This window comes from Mycobacterium sp. (assembly GCF_046330795.1).
Lineage (GTDB): Bacteria > Actinomycetota > Actinomycetes > Mycobacteriales > Mycobacteriaceae > Mycobacterium.
On the sequence record NZ_JAXLSA010000006.1, the window covers coordinates 50,870 to 76,256 of the forward strand.

Consider the following 25,387-nt stretch of genomic DNA (forward strand, 5'->3'; position numbering starts at 1 on the left):
TGGGTGTCAGTTCCGCGGCGTGATCTCGGCAACCACCACGGTGTTGCGCTGGTTCGTCTTGGCCCGATAGAGCGCTTCGTCGGAGACCACCAGCAGCTCGCCGAGCGCGACCGTCCTGCCCGCCGTCCACGCCAGTCCGATGCTGACCGTCGCCGTCTCACCGTCGAAATCGGTGGCCGCGTACTTCTGCTGCCGCGAGCGAATGCGTTCGGCGATCTCGACGGCGCCCGCGCGACCGGTATCCGGTAGCAGCAGGGCGAACTCCTCGCCGCCCATCCGGGCGAACAGCGCCTCGTCGCCGATCATTTCCCGCACCGCGGTGGCGAAGTCGACCAGCGCCTGGTCGCCCGTGAGGTGGCCCCGGGTGTCGTTGAGTCGCTTGAAGTGGTCGAGATCCATCATCAGCAGGGCCGCTGGACGGCCGCCGTCGACCGGCAGGGCCGCCTCGGCGCGCCGCAGGAACTCGCCACGGCGGAACGCTCCCGTCAGATCGTCCTGCTCCATGGCCGTCCGCAGGACCCGGTAGGCGCGCCGGCGCTCCGCGGTCACGGCGGCGATGGTCAACGGGGCGAAACTCAGCATGGCCAAGCCGATCATCGCCGACGGTTGGATCGGAATCGCCGTCCCGTCCGCCAGTTCGGCGCCGTGATGCACGATCAGGTTGAGGGACCACCCCGCGGTCACCACCAGGAACAGCGTGGTGACGAACACGGAGGACATCAACGCCACGATGATCATCGCCGGCACGCTGAACCCCACCGTTCCGATGCCCGGCATGAACCACGCGGGGATGGCGGACGTCAGCAGGAAGACGGTGGGAACCACCAACCGGCGGCCGTTGACCCGGCGCCACGGCGCGGTGCCGTGGGTCGGGAAGGTCAGGATGACCGGGAGGATCACCGTGTAGTTGAGGACCTCCTCGGCGTACCAGCCCAGCCATGCCGACCCGAACGGATCGCGAAACAGCACGGTCTGCGCGATGCCGCCGACCACTCCGGCCGTCGCGGCGGACAGTGACGCCACGATGGCCAGCCACCCCACCGATTTCATACTGGTGAGTCGGAGATCGGCGGTGAAGATCCGGCGGACCATGACGAAGCCGGCGAGCACGCCCACCAGATTTGCCGAGTTCAGGAGAACGGCCTTGACCATCGTCGAACCGGTCGCCAGATCGGCACCGAGGTAGCCCGCCGCCGCGGCCAGCCAGGTGGTGACGGTGGCCGTCGAGGGAAAGCGCACGAGCAGGCCCAGCAGGAGCGCATTCGCAGGCCAGAAGACCGCAAGTGTCCCGGGCAAGCGGCTGTAGATGCCGACCAGACATGCCGAGAAGACGAGCAGCGCGAAACCGGCGGAGATCCCCAGCTGTTGGAACCAGGACGCGCGAAGCCGTGATCGCACGACCCAAGCATAGTCATACGACGTTGCTGGCCGTCGCCGCCGACCGCGGGGGCGCGCGCTCCAGTAAGCTGCCCTATCGTGCAAACGGCCAGGACAGGCCCCGGCCGACGGCTGGGCGTGATGGGCGGGACGTTCGATCCCATCCACCATGGGCACCTGGTCGCCGCCAGTGAGGTGGCCGATCTCTTCGGACTCGACGAGGTGGTGTTCGTGCCCACCGGCGAGCCCTGGCAGAAGCAGGGACGCCACGTCACCGCCGCCGAGGACCGGTACCTGATGACCGTCATCGCCACGGCGTCCAATCCGCGGTTCTCCGTCAGCCGGGTCGATATCGATCGCGGCGGGCCCACCTACACCAAGGACACCCTGCGGGATCTGCAGGCCGCGCAGCCCGACGCCGAACTGTTCTTCATCACCGGCGCCGACGCCCTCGGCTCGATCCTGAGCTGGCAGAACTGGGAGGACCTGTTCGCGATGGCCCGATTCGTCGGCGTCAGCCGGCCGGGCTTCGAACTGGACAGCAAGCACATCTCCGACGCCATGGCCGAGCTGCCGCCCGAAGCCCTGACCCTCGTCGAGATCCCGGCCCTGGCGATCTCGTCCACCGACTGCCGCCGCCGCGCCGCGGGCTCCCGGCCGATCTGGTACCTGGTTCCCGACGGGGTCGTGCAGTACGTCTCCAAACGGGGGCTCTATCGACAGGAGAGGAGCGGCACCAATTGACCGCATCCGCCGAAGCCGTCCGGATGGCCGAGGTGGCCGCCCGCGCCGCCGCCGCCAAACTCGCCGACGACATCCTGGTCATCGACGTGTCCGAGCAGCTGGTCATCACCGACTGCTTCGTGCTGGCCTCGGGTAGCAACGACCGGCAGGTCATCGCGATCGTCGACGAGGTCGAGGAGAAAATGCGCCTGGCCGGGTACAAGCCCGCCCGCCGCGAGGGCACCCGGGAGGGACGCTGGGTCCTGCTGGACTACGTCGACATCGTCGTGCACATCCAGCACCAGGAAGAGCGGGCGTTCTACGCCCTGGACCGGTTGTGGCGGGACTGCCCGGTGATCGACGTGGATCTCGGTGCGCCGCCGCAGGACGGGTCGTGAGGATCCGTCGTCTGGTGCTGCTGCGGCATGGCCAGACCGAATGGAATGCCGGCAGCCGCATGCAGGGCCAACTGGACACCGACCTGACCGACCTGGGGCGCGCGCAGGCTGTCGCCGCCGCCGACGTGCTGGCCAAACGCCGGCCACTGCTGATCGTCTCCTCGGATCTGCGCCGCGCCTATGAGACGGCGATCGCGCTGGGGATGCGAGCCGGGGTCGAGGTCGACGTCGACACCCGGCTGCGCGAGACCCATCTGGGGGACTGGCAGGGGCTCACCCACGCCGAGGTCGACGCGCTGTCGCCGGGAGTCCGGGCGGCCTGGCGCGACGACGCGCGGTTGGCCCCGCACGGCGGGGAGAGCCGGGTCGACGTCGCCGCGCGCAGCGTACCGCTGGTCGCCGAACTCGTTGCACGCCAGCCGGAATGGGGTGCCGACGAGTCCGACCGTCCGGTGGTGCTGGTCGCCCATGGCGGATTGATCGCGGCGCTCACGGCGGCGCTGCTCGACCTTCCGGTGGACAACTGGCCCGTCCTGGGTGGGATGGGCAACGCCAGCTGGGTCCAACTCTCGGGCCACGGTCCGACAGCAGCCCGCCCGGTCGAATTCACCGACATCAGGTGGCGCCTGGACGTGTGGAACGCCTCGGCGCAGGTCGCCAATGATGTCCTCTGAGCCGCCCGAGCGGCCCAAGCTGCTCATCTTCTGTGATTCGCTGTCGTACTACGGCCCCACCGGCGGTCTGCCGTCCGACGACCCCCGAATCTGGCCGAATATCGTTGCGGCCCAACTCGGTTGGGATGTCGAGCTGATCGGGCGGATCGGCTGGACCTGCCGCGACGTGTGGTGGGCCGCCACCCAGGACCCGCGGTCGTGGGCCGCGTTGCGGCATGCCGGCGCGGTGGTGTTCGCCACCGGCGGGATGGATTCACTGCCCTCACCGCTGCCGACGGCGATGCGCGAACTGATCCGGTATGTCCGTCCGGCGACGCTGCGCCGATGGGTCCGGGACGGCTACGGCTGGGTGCAACCCCGGCTGTCCCCGATCGCACGTGCCGCGCTGCCACCGCATCTTACCGCCGAGTATCTGGAAATGACCCGGGCGGCAATCGATTTCAACCGGCCGGGAATACCGGTGGTGGCATCGTTGCCGAGTGTGCACGTCGCCGACACCTACGGTCGGGCGCACCGGGGGCGGGCGGGCACCGTGGCCGCGATCACCGGGTGGGCTGCCGAACACGATGTTCCGCTGGTGGACCTCGAGGCCGCGGTGGCCGCGGAGATGTATGCCGGCCGGGGCAATCCGGATGGCATCCACTGGAACTTCGCCGCGCACGAGAACGTCGCCGACCTGATGTTGAAGGCCTTGGCCGAAACCGGCGTCGTTCCGCCCGGTGCCGGGGCCTGAGATGGCCGTCATGGTGGTTACCGACTCCAGTGCCCGGCTGCCGGAAGAACTGTTGGCGACCAACGGGATTCGGGTTGTGCCGCTGCACATCCTGGTCGACGGTATCGATCTGCGCGACGGTGTCGATCAGATCCCGGCCGACATCCACGACCGTCACGCCAGCACCGCCGGGGCGACGCCCGCCGAACTCTGCGCGGCCTACGAACGCGCGCTGGCGGCCAGCGGTGGCGACGGGGTGCTGGGTGTGCACCTGTCGGCCGAGCTGTCGAGCACCTTCTCGGCCGCCGAGGAGGCCGCGCGTCAGCTGGGGGACGGCGTGGCCGTGGTCGATTCGCGGTCCGCGGCAATGGGCACCGGCTTCATCGCGCTGGCCGCGGCGCGCGCAGCCGCCGGCGGCGCCGACCTGCAGACCGTACTGAGCGTGGCCCGTGCGGCCGTCGATCGGACGCACGCCTACATCGTCGTGCAACGGCTGGACAACCTGCGGCGCAGCGGACGGCTCGGCGGTCCGGCGGCCTGGCTGGGAACCGCGCTCTCATTGAAACCACTGCTGCGGGTGGACAACGGGAAACTCGTTCTGGCGCAGCGGGTCCGGACGGCGAGCAAGGCGGTCTCGACAATGCTCGACCAGGTTCAGAGCGTGGTCGGGGACCGATCCGCCGCCATCGCCGTGCATCACGTCGCGGACCCGGGGGGTGCCGCGGGGCTCGCCGAGGTGCTCGAGCGGCGGCTGCCGGCCTGCTCGCCGGTGATCGTCACCGACCTGGGTCCGGTACTCGCTCTGCACGTGGGTGCCGGGGCGCTGGCCGTCGCCGTCCTGGAGGAGTGACTGACCGGCCGATCGGTCTGATCCGCTATTTCGGGGTCGCCCACACCACGCTGCCACCGTGCGCCGCGGGTGGATCCACCGACCGAGTTCGACGTTTCGGCGGGCGGCTCTCGTACTTCTCCGCCCGTTCGTACGTTTCGGCGTGTGAGGTCAGGGTGCGAAGCGGCCGGTGATCGGCGGCAGGTCGGCCAGCGTGACGATGCCCGGCGCGGCGGCGACGACGGCGGGCACGGCGTTGGTCACCGGCATCGCGGTGTAGATCATGCCGAGCCCCATGAAGCCGGGCTCGGTCCAGTCCCGCGGGGGCAGGCAATGCAGCACCGTCCGCATGTTGGGCACCCCGAACACCTGGATGACGTGGCCGTGCTCGAGTGGCTTGGGCGGCGTCACGTGCTGGCCCATGGTCCAGTTGAAGCCGACGGAGACGACGTTGCGCTCACCGACCCAGCCGCGGTGATAGCCGTACACACCGCCGACCGTCCCCGCCGGAATCTTCATGAAGCCCAGGTCGGAATCGCCCGTGGCCGTGGTCAATTCGACGTCGAACGTCATCCGGTCCAGGTCGGCGCCGATCGCGTCGGCCATCATGGCGGCGGACTCGGCGAACACCTCGCTCTCCCGGCGGACACTGTCGGCCAGCCCGGGGGTGTCCGGATCGCAGCCGAAGCCCATCGCGGACTGGGTGCCGGCCGACTCGTACGTGGAGCAGTCCACCGATTCGGTGATGCGGATCTCGTCGACGCGTTCGCACGCGCCCGAGAGCACCATCCCGACCATATTGGTCATCCCGGGGTGCGCGCCGCTGCCGAAGATGGTGGACTTCCCGGTCTCGCAGGCGATCAGGATGCGCTCCCGGTCGGCCGGCGTCTGTTTGCCCCCGGTGATCCACGCCGCGCTGGAGCACACGTTCACCCCGGCCTCGAGCAACCGGACCAGCTCGTCGATGTCCGGCCACAGCGGGTTGTAGCAGCAGGCGTCGGGTGCCAGGGCGATCAGGTCGTCGATGGAGTTGGTGGCCCGCACACCGGTGGGCTCCGACCGGCCGGCCAGCTCGGCGGCATCACGGCCCACCTTGTCGGCGCCGTGGGCATACACCCCCACCAGTTCCATATCGGGCCGGCCGATGATGGCGTGCAGGGAGCGGCGCCCGATATTGCCCGTGGTCCACTGAATGACGCGGAGGGGCTTACCGGTCACGTGTCTCCTCGTGTAGTTCGTCGGCGATCCCGATCAGCGCGTCGAAGTTCGCGACGAGAAGCCGCTCGAACTTGGCGATGACCCCGGAGTCGTCGGCGGTCCGGAATGGCTTTTCGCCGAGCCCTTCGAGAGCGTCGCCGACCACGATGGCCCAGATCTCGGCGGTCAGCCGCACCCTGCGGTCGTGGACGGGCTTGTCCAGCCGCCGGGCGATGGCCCTGGTGGTGTCCCGGGTGCGCACCTGTACGGCCAGCAGCCGCAGACTGGGCGAACTGCTCAGGATATGAAGCAGTCGGACCAGGCGGTGCGGTGAGAGCCGGCCGGGTGTCTCCGGACTGCTCCGGAGCACCGCGAGCTTCGCGGCGAGCAGTGCGCGCAACGGGGCGACGTCGGCGGGCACGCGTTCGAGTTCGGCGGTGGTCGCGACGGTGACTTCGTGCAGCAGCGACTCGAACACGCCGGTCTTGGTGGGGAAGTACCGGGCGAAGGTCCGCGCCGAGACCTCGGCGGTGTCGGCGATCTGTTCCACGGTGGTCGATTCGTAACCCTGCCGCTCCGCTACGGTCAGCGCCGCCTCGATGAGGCAGCTGCGTGTCTTGAGCTTCTTGCGCTCCCGCAGTCCTGGGCTCCGCCGCTGCGTATGGGTCACCACAGACCCGACGTTACTCGCCGTGACCGGCACTTCGGGGCGGACTTCGCGGTCGCTTGTTGCACAGTTCGGACCTTCTCCACAGCCGTGGTCGCGCGCGCCGCGACGGGGACCTTCGGCGACCCGGGCCGGCCCTACGGTCGGGGCATGCCAACCGAACCACCCGCGCGCCTGCTGCGGCGCCGCCTTGCCGGTGCGGACCATCCGGATCGGGAACACGACGGTGCCGGCGACGCCGCCGAGTCCAGTGCCGACGGTGCCGCGGAAGACGGCCGGTCGCTGCTGCCGCGGTGGCTGCCCGACAGCGCGCCGGGCAGTGGCACGAGCTGGCTCACAGCGGTTCGCGCCGATCCGGGCCGGGCCGGTGTACTCGCCCTGGGCGCTCTGGCGGTCGTGGCGGTGCTCGTCACCGTCTTCACGCTGGTCCGATCCGACCCACACCCGGTCGTATCGGCGAAACTACCTCCGGTGCAACCGATTTCGACCACCTCTTCGCGACCCGGCCCGCCCACCTCCGCGGCGCCCCCGGCCGGCGTGCCCGTTGTGGTCAGCGTGGTCGGCCTGGTGCGGACACCGGGACTGGTGACATTGGCGCCCGGCGCCCGGGTGGCCGACGCGCTGTCGGCGGCCGGTGGTCCGCTGGCCGGCGCCGACAGCGTCGGGCTCAACCTGGCTCGCCGGTTGTCCGATGGCGAGCAGGTCCTCGTCGGGATCGCACCGGCACCCGACGGGCCGCGGGTCCTGGGCAGCTCGGTGGGCGGCGGGGCGCCGGCCTCGGCCGGACCCAAACCCACCACTACCGCCGCGTCGCCGGGCCCGGGCGCCCCGCTGGACCTCAACTCCGCCACCGTCGAGCAGTTCGACGCACTGCCCGGAATCGGCCCGGTGACCGCGGCGGCCATCGTCGCCTGGCGGGAGCAGAACGGCCGGTTCGCCAGCGTCGAGCAGCTCGGCGACGTGGACGGCATCGGTCCGGCGCGGCTGGACCGGCTGCGGGATCTGGTTCGGGTGTGAGCCACCCCGCCCCGCGCGACGGCCCGGCACTCGACGTCCGGTTGGTGCCCGCCGCGCTGACCGGCTGGCTGATGAGCGCGCTGGGCGTCCTGACACCCGCCGGTCCCGCGTTGACGGCACTGTGCACACTCACCGCCGCAGCGGCCGCGCTGGCACGGCGCCGGTTGCCTGCCCCGGTGGTCGCCGCGGTGTTGGCCGCCGGTGTCGTGGGCGCCGGCTTCGGCGCGGCGATCATGGTGCGCAACAACATGATCCGCGACCACCCGTTGGCGGCACGCTACGGCGCGGCCGCGGAGGTCACCGTGACCCCCAGCGAGCATCCCCGCCCGCTGGGCAACGGCCGGTTGATGTTCCGGGCGAACCTGAACCGGCTGGGCCCCCAGGGGTCCGGCGGCATGGTCGTCGTCTTTGCCTCGGGCACGGCGTTCGGTGATGTCACGGCGGGCCGGCCGGTGCGCTTCCGCGCGCGCGTCGGCCGGCCGCGGCGCCGGGATCTCACGGTGGCCGCGCTGACGGCGGTGGGGGATCCGGCGTTCGGTACCGCCTCGCCGGTGCAACGCCTGGCCGGTGTGGTCCGCGACCGGTTCGCGGCGGTCACCCGTGAGACGTTGCCCGCCGGTCCGGCGGCCATCCTGCCGGGTCTGGTACTCGGCGATACCAGTGGTGTCAGTCCACCGGTCGCCGCGCAGTTCAAGGCGGCCGGGCTGACGCATCTGATGGCCGTTTCGGGGGCCAATGTGACCATCGTCTGCGGTGCCGCGCTGCTGGCGGCGATGTTCATCGGGCCGCGCGCCGCGGTGCTGCTGGCGGGCGTGGCGCTGCTGGCCTTCGTCGTGGTGGTCCAGCCCACGGCCAGCGTGTTGCGCGCCGCCCTGATGGGTGGTTTGTCGTTGTTGGCGGTGTTGACGGCGCGGCGCCGCCAGGCCGTCCCGGCGCTGGCCGGGACCGTGCTGGCGCTGCTCACGGTGGCACCGCAGCTGGCGATCGACGCCGGCTTCGCGCTGTCGGTGTCGGCGACGGCCGCCCTGGTGGTGATCGCCCCCGCATGGTCGGCACGGCTGACCGGCCGGGGCTGGCCCAAACCGCTCGCCGACGCGGTCAGCGTCTCGGCGGCAGCACAATTGGTCACCGCGCCGCTGATCGCCGGCATCTCGGGCCGGTTCAGTCTGGTCGCGGTGGCCGCGAACCTGGCCGCGGCGCCGGTGATCGCACCGATCACGGTGCTCGGCACCGCGGCGGCCGCCATCTCGACGTGGTGGACCGGCGGCGCGGCCCTGCTGATCCGGTTCTGCGGACCCGCCGTCTGGTGGCTGCTGACGGTCGCCCGGTGGGCGGCGGCCGCCCCGGGGGCCACCGTCCCGGTGCCGGCAGGGGCTGCCGGTGTCGTCGTGGTGGGGCTGGCCGCGGTGGCGGTGCCGGTGCTGTGGCGGACCCGCTGGCGCCGGGCGATGATCGGCGCGGCCGGACTGTGTGCGGCGGCCTGGGTGGTCACCGATGTGTCCGCCGCCCGTGGCACCATCGTCGGGTGAGCAGTCAGCTGCACCTGGTTCTCGGGGACGAAGAGCTCCTGGTCGAGCGCGCGATCTCCGGCGTGCTCCGCGCGGCCCGGGCCGATGCGGGCACGGGTGCCGGTGCCGGCGACGTGCCGGTGGACCGGCTGCGGGCCGGCGAGGTCAGCACCAGCGAACTGGCCGAGCTGCTCAGCCCGTCGCTGTTCGCCGACGAGCGCGTGGTGGTCCTCGAGGCCGCGGGTGAGGCCGGCAAGGATGCGGTGACGCTCATCGAGGAGGCCGCCGCCGAACTGCCCGAGGGCACGGTGCTGGTCGTGGTGCATTCGGGCGGCGGCCGCGCCAAGGCGCTGGCCGACACGCTGCGCCGACTCGACGCCGAGGTGCATGCGTGCGCCAAGCTGACCAAGGCCACCGAACGGGCCGACTTCGTGCGTTCGGAATTCCGGGCACACAAGGTGAAGGTGAGCGACGACGTCGTCACCGTCGTGCTCGACGCTGTCGGCTCCGATCTGCGTGAGCTGGCCTCGGCCTGCTCGCAGCTGGTGGCCGACACCGGGGGCCGGGTCGACGTCGCCGCTGTCCGTCGATATCACAGCGGCAAGGCCGAGGTGAAGGGCTTCGACATCGCCGACCGGGCCGTCAGCGGCGACGTGGCCGGTGCCGCCGAATCCCTGCGCTGGGCCATGATGGCGGGCGAACCGCGGGTGGTGCTGGCCGATGCGCTGGCCGAGGCGATTCACACCATCGCCCGGGTCGGCCCGTTGTCCGGCGATCCGTACCGGCTGGCCGGGGAGCTGAAGATGCCGCCCTGGCGGGTGCAGAAGGCCCAGAAACAGGCCCGGCGCTGGAGCCGCGACACGGTGGCCACCGCGGTGGGGATCGTCGCGGCGCTCAACGCCGACGTCAAGGGCGCCGCCGCGGACGCCGATCATGCGCTCGAGAGCGCCGTTCGCCGCGTCGCCGAACTGGCCGACCGCGGCCGGTAGGACGGGCCAGAATCACTCGCGAAACACGAAAGCCACCTCCGTCGACCGACGGGAGGTGGCTCACGTTCGAGGCCGGGCGGGATCAGAGCTTGTTGAGCGCCACCGCCAGAGCGGACTTCTTGTTCGCCGCCTGGTTCTTGTGGATCACGCCCTTGCTGGCCGCCTTGTCGAGCTTGCGGCTGGTGGACACCAGCAGCTCGGCTGCCTTGTCCTTCTCGCCGGCCTCGACGGCCTCACGGAACCCGCGGACAGCCGTGCGAAGCGCGGACTTCACCGACTGATTGCGCAGACGGGCGCGCTCATTGGTGCGGATGCGCTTTTCCTGCGACTTGATGTTGGCCACGCGCGTTTGTTCCTTCTGTTTCTCAAAGCTTGGATGGGTGCGCACTTCGGTCATCGCCGTGTGCAGCGACTGTTCAGGTTACCAGCCGGGTCCGCCAACTCCCAAAATGCGGCCGCGAAGGACCCACCGACTGCGCCGCCTGGCCTGCCGAAACGGCCGACATGATGCAGCATGTGACAGGTGAGTCTTCGAACCTTGCCCAGTCAGGCCAGACGCCAGTCACAGAGCAGCTCGCGTGCGGCCAAGCACCACGACAAGATTTTCGACGGCTACAACAAACGCGGCAAGTACCTGCAGGCCTTCGACGAGATGTTCGACGCCCAGGGCAATGTGCGCGGACCCTACAAGGGCATCTTCGCCGAATTGTCACCCGCCGACGCCGAGGACCTCGAGGCCCGCTCCGACGCGCTGGGCCGGGCCTTCATCGACCAGGGCATCACGTTCTCGCTGTCCGGCCAGGAACGGCCCTTCCCGCTCGACCTGGTGCCGCGGGTCATCTCGGCCGCCGAATGGTCGCGGCTGGAGAAGGGCATCAAACAGCGGGTCAAGGCCCTCGAGATGTACCTCGACGACATCTACGGCGACCAGGAGATCCTGCGCGACGGCGTGATCCCGCGCCGATTGGTGACCTCGTGCGAGCACTTCCACCGCGAGGCCGCCGGCATCGTGCCGCCGAACGGGGTGCGCATCCACGTCGCCGGGATCGATCTGATCCGGGACGGCCAGGGCACCTTCCGGGTGCTCGAGGACAACCTGCGCTCACCGTCGGGGGTGTCCTATGTGATGGAGAACCGCCGGACCATGGCCCGGGTGTTCCCGGACCTGTTCGCCACCCACCGGGTGCGGGCCGTCGGCGACTATTCGTCGCACCTGCTGCGGGCGCTGCGCAAGGCCGCCGCCACCAACGAGGCCGACCCCACCGTCGTCGTGCTCACCCCCGGGGTCTACAACTCGGCCTACTTCGAACACTCGCTGCTGGCCCGCCAGATGGGCGTGGAATTGGTGGAGGGCCGCGACCTGTTCTGCCGGGACAACACGGTCTACATGCGGACCACCGAGGGTGAGCGTCAGGTCGACGTCATCTACCGGCGCATCGACGACGAGTACCTGGATCCGATGCACTTCCGGCCCGACTCGGTGCTGGGCGTGGCCGGCGTCCTCAATGCCGCCCGGGCCGGCAACGTGGTGATCTCGAGTGCGGTCGGCAACGGCATCGGTGACGACAAGCTGGTCTATACCTACGTTCCCACGATCACCGAGTACTACCTGGGGGAGAAGCCGCTGCTGGCGAACGTCGACACCTACCGGTGCTGGCTCGACGACGAGCGCGAGGAGGTGCTCGACCGGATCGCGGAACTGGTGATCAAACCGGTCGAGGGGTCCGGTGGCTACGGCATCGTGTTCGGTCCGGACGCCAACGAGAAGGAACTCGCGACCATCCGGCGCAAGGTGCAGAACGATCCGCGCGGCTGGATCGCCCAGCCGGTCGTGCAGCTGTCCACGGTGCCCACCAAGATCGACGGCGTCCTGGCGCCGCGGCACGTCGACCTGCGCCCGTTCGCCGTCAACGATGGTGACGACGTGTGGGTGCTGCCGGGCGGGCTCACCCGGGTGGCGCTGCCGGAGGGCTCGCTGGTGGTGAACTCCAGCCAGGGTGGCGGGTCGAAGGACACCTGGGTGCTGGCATCGCGGGCATCGGTCGCCGACCGTGAGCTCGCGGCCGCCGAGGTGGTGCGCATGCTGCCCGACGAGGACGTGACCGAGAAACCCAAGTCCGAGAAGGCCGCTGCCAAGAGCAACTCCAGGAACGGAAAGGCCCGGCCCGCAACCGATTCCGATGGGGGTGGCCGGCAGCGCCAACAGCAGCAGGCGCAGAGCGTGCCGACCGTCCCCGGTGTCAAGCAGAGCCAGCAGCAGCAGCAGGGGGTGATGCGCTGATGCTCGCCCGCAACGCCGAATCGCTGTACTGGATCGGGCGGTATGTCGAACGTGCCGATGACACCGCGCGCATCCTCGACGTCACCGTGCACCAGCTGCTCGAGGACTCCAGTGTCGACCCCGACCAGACCTCCCGGGTGCTGTTGAAGGTGTTGGGCATGGAAGCGCCCGACCAACCGCTGGATGTCTGGTCGTTGACCGATATCGTGGCGTTCTCGCGGGACACCTCCGGTGGCTGCTCGATCGTCGAGGCGATCTCGGCGGCCCGGGAAAATGCCCGCGGCGCAAGGGAAGTCACCTCGACGGAGATGTGGGAGTGTCTCAACACCACCTACAACGCGCTGGGTGAGCGCGAACGCGCCGCGCGCCGGTTGGGCCCGCACGAGTTCCTGGGGTTCATCGAGAACCGGGCCGCCATGTTCGCCGGGCTGGCCGATTCGACGTTGTCGCGCGACGACGGGTACCGGTTCCTGGTGCTCGGCCGCGCGATCGAGCGGGTGGACATGACGGTCCGGATGCTGCTGTCCCGGGTGGGCGACAGCGCGTCATCGCCGGCCTGGGTGACGGTGCTTCGGTCCGCGGGTGCGCATGACACCTATCTGCGTACCTACCGGGGTGTGCTCGACGCCGTCCGGGTCGTCGAATTCATGTTGCTGGACCGGCTCTTTCCGCGATCGGTGTTCTACTCGCTGAAGCTGGCCGAGCACAGCCTGGACGAACTGCTGCACCGCCAGCACAACCGGGTGGGCTCCACGGCCGAGGCCCAACGCCTGCTCGGCCGGGCCCGTAGCGAGCTCGAGTTCCTGCCGCCCGGGCATCTGCTCGAGTCCCTGGAGAGCCGGCTGGCCAGCCTGCAGAAGACCTGCTTCGACGTCGGGGAGGCACTGGCGAAGCAGTACTTCCACTCCGCGCCGTGGGTGGCCTGGACCGACGCCGGGCATCGCTCGCTGGTCATCGAAGAGGGGGAGATCTGATGTGGCGCATGCGCGTGGTGCACGCGACGGGCTATGCCTACAAGTCGCCGGTGACCGCGTCGTTCAACGAGGCCCGGCTCACCCCGCGGTCGGATTCGCGGCAGAACGTCATCCTCAACCGGGTCGAGACGGTGCCCGCCACCCGGTCCTACCGGTACACCGACTACTGGGGCACCGCGGTGACGTCGTTCGATCTGCACGCCCCGCACACCGAATTGGAGGTCACCGCGTCCTCGGTGGTGGAGACCGAGAAGCCGGAGCCGCCGGAGGTCGAGGCGTCCTGGGACGACCTGGGATCCGAGGCCGCGATCGACCGGTTCTACGAACTGCTCACGCCGACGGAGTACACCCCGGCCAGCAAGCGCATCGAACGGGTGGGCCGGCGGATCGCGAAGTACAACGACCCGCAGCAGGCGGTGATCGAGGCGGCCCGCTGGGTGCAGGCCGAATTGAGTTACGTGCCCGGCACCACCGGGGTGCACTCCTCCGGGCTGGACGCCCTGCGCGAGGGCAACGGCGTTTGCCAGGATTTCGCCCACCTATCGCTGATCCTGTTGCGCGGCATGGGAATTCCGGCCCGGTATGTGTCGGGCTATCTGCATCCCAAACGCAACGCCAGGGTCGGTGACGTCGTCGACGGCCAGAGCCACGCCTGGATCCAGGCCTGGACCGGCGAATGGTGGAACTATGACCCGACCAACGACACCGAGGTCAACGAGCAGTACATCAGTGTCGGGGTGGGCCGCGACTACGCCGACGTGACGCCCCTCAAGGGCATCTATTCCGGGGAGGGGTCCACCGACCTCGACGTCGTCGTGGAGATCACCCGGTTGGCGTAGCTCGCCCAGCAACTTCCCGCGAGCGACCGTGTTGGTACAGGGGCACGCCGGTCCCGCTGTACAAATGCGGACGCTCGCCAGGGAGGTCGGGGTACGGCTACACCGTCACCGTGTGCAGGTCGTCGCCCAGTTCGATGCGGCCGGTGAACTCCTCGGCGGCCAGCGCCCGCCACGCGTCCTCCTGCCCGGGGGCGATCGCGGGCACGTAATGGGTGAGCACCAGCGTGCCGACACCGGCGCGTTGTGCGGTGGCGGCGGCCTGCTGCACCGACGAGTGGTAGTCGAGGATGTCGCGGATCCGTTGCATCGGTAACGCCTCGACGAGGTCAGCGCGAATCACCGTGTGCACCAACGCATCTGCTCCCAGTGCCAGGGTGTCCAGGCCCGCGCACGGCACGGTGTCGCCGGCCAGTGCCACCGCCGTGCCGGCGAATTCGACCCGGAAGCCGATCGTCGGTTCCACGGGCCGGTGGTCGGTGGGTCCGGCGGTGACCACCACGCTGGCATGTCCTTCAGCAGCGGCGTCCCACACCACGCCGTCGGTGTACTCGTGCACCTCGACCGGCGGCGGTGCGGTCAGGTCGGCGTGATGCGCGATCCGGTAGCCGATGTCGAATCCGAACGCGCGCAGCGTCGCCTCCACCACCTCGGCGGTGCCCGGAGGGCCGATGATCGGCAGCGGCGGCGGATCGGGCGTGAAGGTGCTGACCCAGCGGGTGATGATCAGATCGCCCAGGTCGGCGATGTGGTCGCTGTGCAGGTGCGTCAGCAGCAGGGCCGTCAGGGCGTTGGCGCCCACACCAGCGGCGGCCAGTCGCATCAGCACGCCGCGGCCGCAATCCACCAGTAGGTTCTGCCCGCCGGCCCGGATCAGCGTCGCGGGGCCCGCCCGCAGCGGGTCGGGCAGTGGGCTGCCGGTGCCGACAAGGGTGATTTCGATCGTCACGGGCCGATTGTTCGGTGAGTTGGCCTCCCGCCGGCCCGAACCGTCCTAGCCTGGTATGTGATTCCTGTCACACAAGGGGAGGCTGCCGATGCGCATTGTGGACGTGCTGCGTGCCAAGGGATCGGAGGTGGCGACCATCGGCCCGGACGCGACGGTCACCGAGCTGCTCGCCGGTCTGGCCTGGGGCAACATCGGCGCGATGGTGGTCGTCGACGCCGGGGACACCGTCGTCGGCATCGTCTCGGAGCGCGACATCGTGCGGACATTGCACCACGACGGCCCTGACATGCTGAAACGTTCCGTGTCTTCGATCATGTCGACGGTGGTGGCCACCTGCGGCCCGGAGTCCAGCGTCGACGACCTGGCCGAGCTGATGACCCAGAACCGGGTCCGGCACATTCCGGTGCTCGTCGACGACCGACTGGCCGGCATCGTCAGCATCGGCGACGTGGTCAAGACCCGGATGGACGAGCTGCAGACCGAGCGTCAGCAGTTGGAGGCGTACATCACGCAGGGCTGACCCGGCCGTGCGGTATGTAAAAGTGGTCGCGTGGTTACGCGCACCGTTCGGACGGCCGGCAAGGCCGACATCAAGGAGCTGGCCCATGTCCTGGGCCGGGCCTTCTTCGACGACCCGGTGATGACCTGGGTGCTGCCGGATCCGGGCGAGCGGGCCCGGGCGCTGTCTCGGGTGTTCGCCACCATGGCCCGCCACCACCACTTGCCGTCGGACGGCGTCGAGTTCGCCGACGACGGCCCGCACATCGCCGCGGCCGCCCTGTGGTCGCCGCCGCAGCAGTGGCGGTCGTCGCGGATGGCGGAGCTGCGCATGCTGCCGGCGTTCCTACGCGCCTTCGGCTCGCAGTACCGGCGCGGTCAGCAGCTCGACGTGATGATGAAGCGGCATCACCCGGAGGAACCGCACTGGTATCTGGCGGTCATCGGCAGCGACCCGACCTATCGCGGTGAGGGGTACGGCAAGGCGCTGATGGAGTCCGGACTGGCCCGCGCGGACGCCGAGTTCGCCCCGGTGTACCTGGAATCCAGCAATCCCGACAACGTGCCGTACTACGAGCGGTTCGGGTTCGAGGTCGTCGGCGAGTTGGAGCTGCCCGACGATGGGCCCACGATGTGGGCCATGTGGCGGCAGCCGCGCTGAGCGGTCAGCTCCAGGAGTACTCGGTGCGCAACCGGGCCGCGACGGCCTCGAACCGGGTGCGGTCCAGGATGGCGCCCTCGCGCCGGATGCCCTCCTCGGGCACGTCGAGCACGCGGTCCAGCCGGACCCAGCTCGGCCGGCCCTCGTAGTCCCACGTGCCGGTGCCGATGCTCACCCACTGCGGATCCTCGGCGTGATAGTGCTGCGACGAGAGCATCAGGCCCAGCAGCGTGCGCTGGTCGCGGCCGACGACCAGGACGGGCCGGTCCTTGCCGCGGGTGGGATCGTCCTCGAACACCACCCAGGTCCACACGATCTCGCCGGGGTCGGCCTGTCCGTCGAGATCCGGTGCGTAGGAAACCCGGCGGGCGCGCTGAGCGGTGGGGACCATCCGATCGGTGATCGGCCGGCCGGCCGCGATGGCCTTGGGCGGGTCGAACTGCCCGCCGGCGAGCACCTCGAGGCCCAGCCGGATGCCGAACACCAGCCCCTGCTGGAGGTTGCGCTGCAGTTCCTGCGGATTCTGCAGTTGCTTGATGAACTTGGGGGCCTCATTGAACACCAGATTCTCGGTGACCCGGAAAACCTGCTGCAACGTCTTCCACTGCGACGCCATAGCCGCCAAGCATAGCGACGCCCGCGTCCGCGTGATTGTGCTGCAGCGGGTCCGGGTCGATACGCTGAACGGGCCCAGTGCTCACCCTGACCAGGAGATTCCCATCAGCAGCTTCGCGGACAAGACGTTCACCGCGCCGGAGCAGATCCGGAACTTCTGCATCATCGCCCATATCGACCACGGCAAATCCACGCTGGCCGACCGGATGCTGCAGCTGACGGGTGTGGTCGACGAGCGTTCGATGCGGGCGCAGTACCTGGACCGGATGGACATCGAGCGGGAACGCGGCATCACGATCAAGGCCCAGAACGTCCGGCTGCCGTGGAAGGTCCGGGGTGGCGACGCCGCCGGACAGGAAGTGGTCCTGCACCTGATCGACACTCCGGGGCATGTCGATTTCACCTACGAGGTGTCGCGTGCACTCGAGGCCTGCGAGGGTGCGGTGCTGCTGGTCGATGCCGCGCAGGGTATCGAGGCGCAGACGCTGGCCAACCTGTACCTGGCACTCGACCGGGATCTGACCGTCATCCCGGTGCTCAACAAGATCGACCTGCCCGCCGCCGACCCCGAGCGGTACGCGGGCGAGCTCGCCCACATCATCGGTTGCGAGCCGTCCGATGTGCTGCGGGTGTCCGGCAAGACCGGCGAGGGTGTGGCCGAGCTGCTCGACGAGGTGGTCCGGCAGATTCCGGCCCCCGTCGGCGATCCCGATGCCCCCACCCGCGCGATGATCTTCGACTCCGTCTACGACATCTACCGCGGCGTGGTCACCTACGTCCGCGTGGTGGACGGCAAGATCATGCCGCGCGAGCGCATCGCGATGATGTCCACCGGCGCCACCCACGAACTGCTCGAGGTGGGCATCGTGTCCCCGGAACCCAAGGCCTCGGCGGGCCTCGGCGTCGGGGAGGTGGGCTACCTCATCACCGGGGTGAAGGACGTCCGGCAGTCCAAGGTGGGTGACACGGTGACCACCGCCCGCGGCGGCGCGAAGGAGGCGCTGACGGGGTACCGCGAACCCAAGCCGATGGTGTACTCCGGGCTGTACCCCGTGGACGGATCGGACTATCCGAACCTGCGCGACGCGCTGGACAAGCTCCAGCTCAACGACGCCGCCCTGACGTACGAGCCGGAGACGTCGGTGGCGCTCGGATTCGGTTTCCGCTGCGGCTTTCTCGGCCTGCTGCACATGGAGATCACCCGTGAGCGCCTGGAACGCGAGTTCGGCCTCGACCTGATCTCCACCTCGCCCAACGTCGTCTATCGCGTCGTGAAGGACGACGGGACCGAAATGGTCGTGACGAACCCGTCGGACTGGCCCGAGGGCAAGGTGCGCGAGGTGTACGAGCCGGTGGTCAAGACGACGATCATCGCGCCGAGTGAGTTCATCGGCACCATCATGGAGCTGTGTCAGTCCCGGCGCGGTGAGCTCGGCGGCATGGACTACCTGTCGCCCGAGCGCGTCGAGCTGCGCTACACGATGCCGCTGGGCGAGATCATCTTCGACTTCTTCGACTCGCTGAAGTCGCGCACCCGTGGCTACGCATCGCTGGACTACGAGGAGGCCGGCGAGCAGGAGGCGCAGTTGGTCAAGGTGGACATCCTGCTGCAGGGCGAGGCCGTCGACGCCTTCAGCGCTATCGTTCACAAGGAGAGCGCGTTCGCCTACGGCAACAAGATGACCACCAAGCTCAAGGAGCTGATCCCGCGCCAGCAGTTCGAGGTTCCCGTGCAGGCGGCCATCGGCTCGAAGATCATTGCCCGCGAGAACATCCGGGCGATCCGCAAGGATGTGTTGAGCAAGTGCTATGGCGGTGACATCACCCGCAAGCGCAAGCTGTTGGAGAAGCAGAAGGAGGGCAAGAAGCGGATGAAGACGATCGGGCGGGTCGACGTTCCGCAGGAGGCCTTCGTCGCCGCGCTGTCCACCGACGCCGCTGCCGACAAGCCGAAGAAATAGGCTGGGGCGATGCGGGGGACAGCGGTGAGGGTGCTGATCGGGGCGATGGCCGTGACGTCGGCCGTGACCCTGAGCGGTTGCGTGCACACCACCGCCGGGCAGGCGCACCGTGCCGGCGGCACCAATCCGACGGCCGTGGCCGATCTGGAGAGCTACCTCCTGGCGCCCGATCGCGTCGACAAGATCGTGGGTTCGCAGGACATCGAGGTGAGCGATTCGGCCACCACGCTCGACGACAACCAGTCGAACATCTCCGACCCGGAGTGCCTCGGCGCGCTGTACAACGCCGAGCAGTCGGTCTACGACGGCACCGGCTGGACCGGTGTGGCCGACCAGGTGCTCGCCGACCAGGTTGACGACGAGGATGCCGAGCAGGGCCACTGGGTGCAGCAGTCGGTCGTGGAATTCGGCTCGGCCCAGCAGGCCGTCGACTTCTTCGACCGCTCGGTGCAGAAATGGACCAATTGCATCGGCAAGGACGTCACGGTGAACGACGCCGACAGCGAATTCGTGTTCAGCATCGAGGGAATCGGCATCGACGGCCACATGATGTCGCAGACCGCCAGGCAGCGCGACGCCGGGGATTGGGCATGCCAGCACGCGCTGGGCGCGGCCACCAATCACATCGTCGAGGTGATGGCATGCAGCACGGACACCGACGGTCAGGCCCTCCGGCTGGCGACCGAGATCGCTTCGAAGATCAAGTGATTCAGCGGTAGACGGCGCCGGTGAGGGCGTGGCCCCATAGATCCAGGGCCGCGTACACGCCATGCCGAAGGGGGCGCCGGCGCAGCTTCATTCGGATCGGCCTGATCCGAACCCTTCCGGTGGCCGCCCGCGCGCCGCTCGCCAAGCTCCGGCACGTGCTGCGCTGTGGTGCCGGTGGCGCACTCCGCTGGACCGGGCGTCGTACACCGGTGGGGAACCAATGCTCGACGGGTGTCATCGTCCGCGCCGAGGTGGTGTGCGGACTTAGCTGGAGGACGTGCCCCGAATACGTTGCCCACAGCTCACTTTCACCCCGCCATCGGCGTGCGCCCGCAACGCCGGCGGCCGTCGGTCCACCATTTCGAGTCGTCGTGATCGGTACCGGCGACCACCGGGTGCCGCGCCCGGCGCCGCCCGGGTACGGCCAGCGTAGAAGCATGCGCCCGGCGGTGACACCGAGTTGTCGTTGCTGAAATCGGGCCGTCGGGCCGGCTTGCCCGTTCGCCGGTGCCAGCGGGCGCTCCTAGACTCCCCATCGCCCGGCACCGATGGAAGTGGAGTCCCCTTGACGACGGCAGCAGGCCCGTTCGGGCGACCCATGACGGCGATGGGTGACTTCTTCGTCCTGGCCGGTGAGACGTTCGGCGCGATGTTCCGCCGGCCGCTGGCCTGGCGGGAACTGATCGACCAGATCTGGTTCGTGGCGCGGGTATCCATCGTCCCCACTCTGATGCTGTCCATCCCCTACACGGTGCTGATCGTGTTCACCCTCAACATCGTGCTGCTCGAGGTCGGGGCCGGTGATCTGTCCGGCGCCGGCGCGGCCCTGGCGTCGGTCACCCAGGTGGGTCCGGTCGTCACGGCCATCGTCGTCTCCGGCGCGGGTGCCACCGCGATGTGCGCCGATCTCGGTGCCCGCACCATCCGCGAGGAGATCGACGCCATGAAAGTTATTGGCGTGAACCCGATCCAGGCGCTCGTGGTACCCCGGGTGATCGCGGCCACCTTCGTCGCACTGATGCTCTACTCGGTGGTCGCCGTCGTCGGGTTGACGGGCAGCTACCTGTTCGTGGTCTTCGTCCAGCACGTCACCCCGGGAGCGTTCGTGGCCGGGCTGACCCTGTTGACCGGCCTGCCGCAGGTGATCGTCTCTCTGGTCAAGGCCCTGCTGTTCGGCCTGTCCGCGGGCCTGATCGCCTGCTACAAGGGCCTGCACGTGGGCGGCGGCCCGACCGGTGTGGGCAGCGCGGTCAACGAGACGGTGGTGTTCGCGTTCATGGCCCTGTTCCTGATCAACATCCTGGCCACCGCGTTCGGCGTCAAGGTGGCGCCGTGACCATCGTCTCCGACGCCATCCACGCCACCCGCAAGCTGGGGGAGCAGACCGCCTTCTACGGCAACGCACTGGTGGCCACCGCCGACGCGGTCCGGCGCTACCCGGCCGAGGTGCTGCGGCTGATCGCGGTGATGGGGATGGGGACCGGCGCGCTGGCCGTCATCGGCGGGACCGTGGTGATCATCGGATTCCTCACCCTGTCCACCGGTGCGCTGATCGCGGTGCAGGGCTACAACACCCTGTCCAACGTCGGGATCGAGGCGCTCACGGGCTTTCTCGGCGCCTTCCTCAACGTCCGCTTCATCGCGCCGGCCACCGCGGGTGTGGCGCTGGCCGCGACCATCGGCGCCGGGGCCACCGCACAACTGGGGGCCATGCGCATCAACGAGGAGATCGACGCCCTCGAGGTGATGGGCATCCGCACCGTGACCTACCTGGCGTCCACCCGGATCGTGGCCGGGGTGCTGGTGGTGGTCCCGCTCTACACCGTGGCGGTGCTGATGTCCTTCCTGGCCACCCGGTTCGGCACCACGGTGGTCTACGGACAGTCCCGCGGCGTGTACGACCACTACTTCTCGACGTTCCTGCAACCGGCAGACCTGATGTGGTCGTTCATCGCGGCGCTGTCGATGGCCGCCGCGGTGATGGCGGTCCACACCTATTACGGCTTCACCGCCGACGGAGGTCCGGCCGGGGTGGGTGAGGCCGTCGGGCGCGCGGTGCGCACCTCGGTGACGGCGACCGTGTTCGTCCTGCTGACCATCACGCTGTCGGTGTACGGGCAGTCCGGCAACTTCCACCTGTCGGGTTGACGGATATGGCCCCGGACAGCAACACATTACGACGCCGCGACGGCATCGACCCGATCTGGTGGGCGCCGGTGCTCCTGCTGGTGATCGCGGCCCTGGTTGTCCTCACCGCACTGCTGTTCTCCGGGACGCTGCGCGCGCAGGTGCCGCTGACGCTGGTGTCCGACCGGGCCGGGCTGGTGATGGAACCGGGCGCCAAGGTCAAGTTCCGCGGCGTCCAGATCGGCGAGGTGGGCAGCATCGGCGCGCAGTCCGTCGTCGCGGGCACCCAGGCGCGCCTCGCGCTGAACATCGACCCGGGCCCGTTCCGCTACCTGCCGGCCGACGTCGAAGCAGAGATCAAGTCCAGCACGGCATTCGGTGCCAAGTACGTCGACCTGATCGCCCCGGATCATCCGAGTCCCGGGCCGTTGGCCGCAGGGGCCGTCCTGCGGTCGCGCAATGTCACCGTCGAGGTCAACACCGTGTTCGAGAACCTGCAGAACGTGGTGCAGGCCATCGACCCGGCCAAGCTCAACTCGGTGCTCGGTGCGGTCGCGGAATCGCTGCGCGGCAAGGGCGACCGCATCGGCCAGGCGATCAGCGGCGCCAACGCCGTGCTGTCGGCGGTCAATCCGCGGATGGACACCGTACGCGCGGACTGGCAGAAATTCGGTGTAGCGGCCCGCACGTATTCCGATGCCGCGCAGGACATCCTGTCGATCCTGGACTCCTTCTCGACCACGAGTTCGACCATCGGCGGCCATGCCGGGGCGCTCGACGAGTTGCTGCTCGCCGCGGTCGGCTTCTCCCGCTCCGGCATCGACACCATCGGTGGCAACCAGCCGAACCTGGTGCGTTCGATGAACACGCTGGACCCGACCACCGCGTTGCTGGCGAAGTACTCACCCACCTACACGTGCCTGTTCCAGGGTGCGCAGTGGTTCCTGGAGAACGGCGGCCGGGATGCGTTGGGCGGCAACGGGAAATCGGTCATCATGGATGCCGCGCTGCTGGCCGGTGACGATCCATACCGGTTCCCGGACAACCTGCCGGTCGTCAACGCCACCGGGGGGCCCGGGGGCCGCCCGGGTTGCGGCTCGCTGCCCGACGTCAGCAAGAACTTCCCGGTGAAGTACCTCGTCACCGACACCGGCTTCGGCACCGGGCTGGATCTGCGGCCCAACCCCGGCATCGGCTTCCCCGGTTTCGCCAACTACTTCCCGGTCACCAAGGCCAACCCCGAACCCCCGCGAATCCGTTACCCCGGGCCGCCCGCGCCGGGTCCGGCGCCGGCTTATCCGGGTGGACCCGCTTACGGCGCAGCGCAATTCGGCCCCGACGGCACCCCGCTGTACCCGCCACCGCCCGGCGGCCAACCATGAGAGGCCGGACCGTGCGCACCCTGGTTCGGGTGCTGATTTTCAGCGTCGCCTGCGCGGTGTTCACCTTCGCCCTGATCGCCGTCTTCGGGCAGTTCCGGTTCGACTCCCGGGCGCAGTACCACGCGGTGTTCAGCAACGTCTCGGGACTCGAGGGCGGCAACTTCGTGCGCATCGCCGGCGTCGAGGTCGGCAAGGTCACGGCAATCGAACTGCATCGGGACGGCACTGTCACGGTGGATTTCTCGGTGGATCGGAACCTGCCGCTCACCGAGGGCACCCGCGCGGTCGTGCGGTATGAGAACCTGATCGGCGACCGCTACCTGGCGCTCGAAGGAGGACCCGGGTCGGTGCGCAAACTCCAACCGGGCGGGACGATCCCGTTGGGCCAGACTGCACCGGCGCTCGACGTCGACGCACTGATCGGCGGCTTCCGCCCGCTGTTCCGGGCGCTGGACCCCGATCAGGTGAACGCGCTGTCCGGGGAACTGCTGAAGGTGTTCCAGGGCCAGGGCGCCACCATCTCCTCGGTGCTGGGGCAGACGTCGGCGCTGACCACCACCCTGGCCGACCGCGACGAGTTGATCGGCCAGGTGATCACCAACCTCAACACCGTGCTCGCACGTTTCGCCACGCGCGACGACCAGTTCGCCGAAGGGCTGGACAAGCTGTCGGAACTCGTTGCGGGACTGGCAGATCGCCGCTCCGATATCGCCACCGGCACGGCCTATGTCAACGCGGCGGCCGGTACGGTGGCGGACCTGTTCGCCGAGGCCCGTCAACCGCTGCACGACACCGTGGTGCAGACCGACCGGTTCGCGGGGCAGATCATGGCCGATCGGGACTACGTCGACGATCTGGTCAGGACGTTGCCGGACGCCTACCAGATCCTGTCCCGGCAGGGCCTCTACGGCGATTACTTCGGCTTCTATCTGTGCGACGCGATTCTCAAGGTCAACGGCAAGGGCGGCCAACCGGTTTACGTCAAGCTCGCCGGCCAGGACACAGGACGGTGCCAACCGAAATGAGACGACCCAGCATCAAACCCCTGGCCGAGCGCAACCGCGTGGCGGTCGGCATCGTCGGGACGCTGATCCTCGCCGGACTGGTGACCGCCGCGTTCTCGTACGACAGACTGCCCTTCATCAAACGCACCAGCGACTATTCGGCGTATTTCGCCGAGGCCGGCGGCATCAAACCCGGCAGCCAGGTCCGGGTGTCGGGGGTGAACGTCGGGCAGGTGTCCGGCGCCCACCTCGAGGGCGCCAAGGTGCGGGTCGACTTCACCGTGCGCGACGGGGTGGAACTCGGCGACCGTACCGAGGCGGCCATCAAGACCGAAACGGTGCTGGGCACCAAGATGCTCGAACTGACGCCGCGGGGAGGTGGCGGGCTGTCCGGCCCGATCCCGTTGGAACGCACCACTTCGCCGTATGACCTGCCCACCGCCCTGGGTGAGTTGACCACCACGATCAGTGGACTGGACACCACCCAGTTGTCCAAGGCGCTGACCACCATCGCCGACACGTTCGCCGACACACCGCCCAACCTGAAGCTGGCGCTCGAGGGGGTGTCACGATTTTCCGACACCCTGAACAACCGGGACGCCAAACTGCGCGCCCTGCTCGCCGACGCGAACACCGTCACCGGTGTGCTGGCCAAGCGTAGTGACCAGATCGCCAGACTCGTCGTGAATGCCAACGCGCTGCTGGCCGAGCTGGTTTCCCAACGGGATTCGGTCGACGCACTGATGACCAACATCACCGCCGCCACCCATCAGATCTCCGGGGTGGTCGACGACAACCGCAGCCGGATCACGCCGGCGCTGGACAAGCTCAACGGCGTGCTCGGCATCCTGGACAACCGCAAACAGGAACTGCAGCGCACCATGTATCTGCTGCGCCGCTACGCGATGTCGTTCGGCGAGGTGCTCGGGTCCGGCCCGTTCTTCAAGGCGTCGCTGGTGAACCTGGCGCCGGGACAATTCAGCCAGCCGTTCATCGATGCCGCGTTCTCCGACCTCGGACTGGACCCCAACGTTCTGCTGCCGTCCCAGCTCGACGAACCGCAGACCGGCCAGCCCGGGACCCCGCCGCTGCCGGTGCCGTACCCCCGGACGGGGCAGGGCGGTGAACCACATCTGACGCTGCCGGATGCGATCACGGGCAATCCGGGGGATCCGCGCTACCCCTACCGCGCTCCCGAGCCGGCTCCGGCCCTGGGAGGGCCGCCACCCGGACCCCCCGCACTTCCCGCCGGTCCGGGACAGGGGCAGTGACGTTGTCGCACAGAGTGATTCGTGGTGTC

Annotated in this window: 26 protein-coding genes; 20 read left to right on the top strand and 6 right to left on the bottom strand. The window is 69.1% G+C overall.

Features of this window, described 5'->3' with window-relative positions:
- Positions 1–6: 6 nt before the first annotated feature.
- Positions 7–1,398 carry a GGDEF domain-containing protein gene (locus U0R18_RS18410; RefSeq protein WP_526371078.1) on the bottom strand — a complete coding sequence of 464 codons (1,392 nt, stop codon included), beginning with the start codon at positions 1,396–1,398 and terminating at the stop codon, positions 7–9.
- A gap of 117 nt (positions 1,399–1,515) precedes the next feature.
- On the opposite strand from U0R18_RS18410, the gene nadD reads away from it, so the two are divergent.
- Genes nadD through U0R18_RS18435 form a run of 5 tightly spaced genes read left to right on the top strand, consistent with a single transcriptional unit; the run spans position 1,516 to position 4,734 of the window.
- Positions 1,516–2,121, top strand: a complete 606-nt coding sequence (gene nadD / locus U0R18_RS18415) for a nicotinate-nucleotide adenylyltransferase (RefSeq protein WP_526371249.1) — start codon at positions 1,516–1,518, stop codon at positions 2,119–2,121.
- Positions 2,118–2,498, top strand: a complete 381-nt coding sequence (gene rsfS / locus U0R18_RS18420) for a ribosome silencing factor (RefSeq protein ID WP_526371080.1) — start codon at positions 2,118–2,120, stop codon at positions 2,496–2,498. The genes nadD and rsfS overlap by 4 nt, the downstream gene beginning before the upstream one ends.
- Entirely contained in the window at positions 2,495–3,172 is a 678-nt protein-coding gene (gene gpgP / locus U0R18_RS18425; RefSeq protein ID WP_526371082.1) for a glucosyl-3-phosphoglycerate phosphatase, read from the top strand. The genes rsfS and gpgP overlap by 4 nt, the downstream gene beginning before the upstream one ends.
- Positions 3,162–3,905, top strand: a complete 744-nt coding sequence (gene octT, locus U0R18_RS18430; RefSeq protein WP_526371084.1) for a diglucosylglycerate octanoyltransferase — start codon at positions 3,162–3,164, stop codon at positions 3,903–3,905. Before gpgP ends, octT begins: the two co-directional genes overlap by 11 nt.
- Position 3,906: 1 nt before the next feature.
- Positions 3,907–4,734 carry a DegV family protein gene (locus U0R18_RS18435; protein ID WP_526371251.1) on the top strand — a complete coding sequence of 276 codons (828 nt, stop codon included), beginning with the start codon at positions 3,907–3,909 and terminating at the stop codon, positions 4,732–4,734.
- Positions 4,735–4,884: 150 nt separating this feature from the next.
- Here the strand turns inward: U0R18_RS18435 and U0R18_RS18440 are convergent, their stop codons facing one another.
- Together U0R18_RS18440 and U0R18_RS18445 are read right to left on the bottom strand one after the other, a co-directional pair.
- On the bottom strand, positions 4,885–5,931 hold the full coding sequence (locus tag U0R18_RS18440) for an NAD(P)H-dependent amine dehydrogenase family protein (RefSeq protein ID WP_526371086.1): 1,047 nt from the start codon (positions 5,929–5,931) through the stop codon (positions 4,885–4,887).
- Positions 5,921–6,580: a TetR/AcrR family transcriptional regulator gene (locus U0R18_RS18445; protein ID WP_526371088.1), complete on the bottom strand. Its 660-nt coding sequence runs from the start codon at positions 6,578–6,580 to the stop codon at positions 5,921–5,923. Before U0R18_RS18445 ends, U0R18_RS18440 begins: the two co-directional genes overlap by 11 nt.
- 147 nt (positions 6,581–6,727) lie before the next feature.
- On the opposite strand from U0R18_RS18445, the gene U0R18_RS18450 reads away from it, so the two are divergent.
- The 3 genes from U0R18_RS18450 (at position 6,728) to holA (ending at position 10,091) form a co-directional block, all read left to right on the top strand.
- Complete coding sequence (locus U0R18_RS18450) at positions 6,728–7,594, top strand: ComEA family DNA-binding protein (protein ID WP_526371090.1); 867 nt, start codon at positions 6,728–6,730, stop codon at positions 7,592–7,594.
- 71 nt (positions 7,595–7,665) lie between these two features.
- Positions 7,666–9,123: a ComEC/Rec2 family competence protein gene (locus tag U0R18_RS18455; protein WP_526371253.1), complete on the top strand. Its 1,458-nt coding sequence runs from the start codon at positions 7,666–7,668 to the stop codon at positions 9,121–9,123.
- A gap of 8 nt (positions 9,124–9,131) precedes the next feature.
- Entirely contained in the window at positions 9,132–10,091 is a 960-nt protein-coding gene (holA, locus tag U0R18_RS18460; RefSeq protein ID WP_526371255.1) for a DNA polymerase III subunit delta, read from the top strand.
- An 82-nt stretch (positions 10,092–10,173) separates the two neighbouring features.
- Here the strand turns inward: holA and rpsT are convergent, their stop codons facing one another.
- Complete coding sequence (rpsT, locus tag U0R18_RS18465) at positions 10,174–10,434, bottom strand: 30S ribosomal protein S20 (RefSeq protein WP_526371257.1); 261 nt, start codon at positions 10,432–10,434, stop codon at positions 10,174–10,176.
- Between the two features lie 309 nt (positions 10,435–10,743).
- Here rpsT and U0R18_RS18470 point away from each other — a divergent pair, with 309 nt between their 5' ends.
- From U0R18_RS18470 to U0R18_RS18480, 3 genes are read left to right on the top strand one after another with little or no spacing between them, the layout of a single operon-like run.
- Positions 10,744–12,372: a circularly permuted type 2 ATP-grasp protein gene (locus U0R18_RS18470; RefSeq protein ID WP_526371259.1), complete on the top strand. Its 1,629-nt coding sequence runs from the start codon at positions 10,744–10,746 to the stop codon at positions 12,370–12,372.
- Positions 12,372–13,346: an alpha-E domain-containing protein gene (locus U0R18_RS18475; RefSeq protein ID WP_526371092.1), complete on the top strand. Its 975-nt coding sequence runs from the start codon at positions 12,372–12,374 to the stop codon at positions 13,344–13,346. Before U0R18_RS18470 ends, U0R18_RS18475 begins: the two co-directional genes overlap by 1 nt.
- Positions 13,346–14,185, top strand: a complete 840-nt coding sequence (locus U0R18_RS18480; RefSeq protein WP_526371094.1) for a transglutaminase-like domain-containing protein — start codon at positions 13,346–13,348, stop codon at positions 14,183–14,185. Before U0R18_RS18475 ends, U0R18_RS18480 begins: the two co-directional genes overlap by 1 nt.
- A gap of 97 nt (positions 14,186–14,282) precedes the next feature.
- Here U0R18_RS18480 and U0R18_RS18485 read toward each other — a convergent pair whose 3' ends face one another.
- Entirely contained in the window at positions 14,283–15,131 is an 849-nt protein-coding gene (locus U0R18_RS18485; RefSeq protein WP_526371096.1) for a ribonuclease Z, read from the bottom strand.
- 88 nt (positions 15,132–15,219) lie between these two features.
- Between U0R18_RS18485 and U0R18_RS18490 the strand changes: the two genes are divergently transcribed.
- Complete coding sequence (locus U0R18_RS18490) at positions 15,220–15,651, top strand: CBS domain-containing protein (RefSeq protein WP_526371098.1); 432 nt, start codon at positions 15,220–15,222, stop codon at positions 15,649–15,651.
- Between the two features lie 30 nt (positions 15,652–15,681).
- Positions 15,682–16,290 carry a GNAT family N-acetyltransferase gene (locus tag U0R18_RS18495; protein WP_526371100.1) on the top strand — a complete coding sequence of 203 codons (609 nt, stop codon included), beginning with the start codon at positions 15,682–15,684 and terminating at the stop codon, positions 16,288–16,290.
- A 4-nt stretch (positions 16,291–16,294) separates the two neighbouring features.
- Here U0R18_RS18495 and U0R18_RS18500 read toward each other — a convergent pair whose 3' ends face one another.
- Positions 16,295–16,906, bottom strand: a complete 612-nt coding sequence (locus U0R18_RS18500) for a type II toxin-antitoxin system PemK/MazF family toxin (RefSeq protein WP_526371102.1) — start codon at positions 16,904–16,906, stop codon at positions 16,295–16,297.
- Positions 16,907–16,937: 31 nt separating this feature from the next.
- On the opposite strand from U0R18_RS18500, the gene lepA reads away from it, so the two are divergent.
- From lepA to U0R18_RS18535, 7 genes are all read left to right on the top strand, one after another.
- Complete coding sequence (gene lepA, locus U0R18_RS18505; RefSeq protein ID WP_526371104.1) at positions 16,938–18,866, top strand: translation elongation factor 4; 1,929 nt, start codon at positions 16,938–16,940, stop codon at positions 18,864–18,866.
- Between the two features lie 9 nt (positions 18,867–18,875).
- Positions 18,876–19,574, top strand: coding sequence for a sensor domain-containing protein (locus U0R18_RS18510; RefSeq protein ID WP_526371106.1), 699 nt, complete (start codon positions 18,876–18,878; stop codon positions 19,572–19,574).
- A gap of 598 nt (positions 19,575–20,172) precedes the next feature.
- Positions 20,173–20,910, top strand: coding sequence for an MlaE family ABC transporter permease (locus U0R18_RS18515; RefSeq protein ID WP_526371261.1), 738 nt, complete (start codon positions 20,173–20,175; stop codon positions 20,908–20,910).
- Positions 20,907–21,722, top strand: coding sequence for an MlaE family ABC transporter permease (locus U0R18_RS18520; RefSeq protein ID WP_526371108.1), 816 nt, complete (start codon positions 20,907–20,909; stop codon positions 21,720–21,722). Before U0R18_RS18515 ends, U0R18_RS18520 begins: the two co-directional genes overlap by 4 nt.
- A gap of 5 nt (positions 21,723–21,727) precedes the next feature.
- Positions 21,728–23,083 (top strand): MCE family protein, encoded by a 1,356-nt coding sequence (locus U0R18_RS18525; RefSeq protein ID WP_526371110.1) that lies wholly within the window; start codon positions 21,728–21,730, stop codon positions 23,081–23,083.
- Complete coding sequence (locus U0R18_RS18530) at positions 23,080–24,108, top strand: MCE family protein (protein ID WP_526371112.1); 1,029 nt, start codon at positions 23,080–23,082, stop codon at positions 24,106–24,108. The genes U0R18_RS18525 and U0R18_RS18530 overlap by 4 nt, the downstream gene beginning before the upstream one ends.
- Positions 24,105–25,358 carry an MCE family protein gene (locus U0R18_RS18535; RefSeq protein ID WP_526371114.1) on the top strand — a complete coding sequence of 418 codons (1,254 nt, stop codon included), beginning with the start codon at positions 24,105–24,107 and terminating at the stop codon, positions 25,356–25,358. Before U0R18_RS18530 ends, U0R18_RS18535 begins: the two co-directional genes overlap by 4 nt.
- Positions 25,359–25,387: the final 29 nt, after the last annotated feature.

Excerpts from the sequence above, each read along its gene's own strand:
- octT (WP_526371084.1), top strand. The coding sequence starts at position 3,162 with ATGTCCTCTGAGCCGCCCGAGCGGCCCAAGCTGCTCATCTTCTGTGAT.
- U0R18_RS18435 (WP_526371251.1), top strand. The coding sequence starts at position 3,907 with ATGGCCGTCATGGTGGTTACCGACTCCAGTGCCCGGCTGCCGGAAGAA.
- U0R18_RS18450 (WP_526371090.1), top strand. The coding sequence starts at position 6,728 with ATGCCAACCGAACCACCCGCGCGCCTGCTGCGGCGCCGCCTTGCCGGT.
- U0R18_RS18455 (WP_526371253.1), top strand. The coding sequence starts at position 7,666 with ATGAGCGCGCTGGGCGTCCTGACACCCGCCGGTCCCGCGTTGACGGCA.
- U0R18_RS18470 (WP_526371259.1), top strand. The coding sequence starts at position 10,744 with ATGTTCGACGCCCAGGGCAATGTGCGCGGACCCTACAAGGGCATCTTC.
- U0R18_RS18475 (WP_526371092.1), top strand. The coding sequence starts at position 12,372 with ATGCTCGCCCGCAACGCCGAATCGCTGTACTGGATCGGGCGGTATGTC.
- U0R18_RS18480 (WP_526371094.1), top strand. The coding sequence starts at position 13,346 with ATGTGGCGCATGCGCGTGGTGCACGCGACGGGCTATGCCTACAAGTCG.
- U0R18_RS18490 (WP_526371098.1), top strand. The coding sequence starts at position 15,220 with ATGCGCATTGTGGACGTGCTGCGTGCCAAGGGATCGGAGGTGGCGACC.
- U0R18_RS18500 (WP_526371102.1), bottom strand. The coding sequence starts at position 16,906 with ATGGCGTCGCAGTGGAAGACGTTGCAGCAGGTTTTCCGGGTCACCGAG.
- U0R18_RS18510 (WP_526371106.1), top strand. The coding sequence starts at position 18,876 with ATGCGGGGGACAGCGGTGAGGGTGCTGATCGGGGCGATGGCCGTGACG.
- U0R18_RS18515 (WP_526371261.1), top strand. The coding sequence starts at position 20,173 with ATGACGGCGATGGGTGACTTCTTCGTCCTGGCCGGTGAGACGTTCGGC.
- U0R18_RS18525 (WP_526371110.1), top strand. The coding sequence starts at position 21,728 with ATGGCCCCGGACAGCAACACATTACGACGCCGCGACGGCATCGACCCG.
- U0R18_RS18530 (WP_526371112.1), top strand. The coding sequence starts at position 23,080 with ATGAGAGGCCGGACCGTGCGCACCCTGGTTCGGGTGCTGATTTTCAGC.
- U0R18_RS18535 (WP_526371114.1), top strand. The coding sequence starts at position 24,105 with ATGAGACGACCCAGCATCAAACCCCTGGCCGAGCGCAACCGCGTGGCG.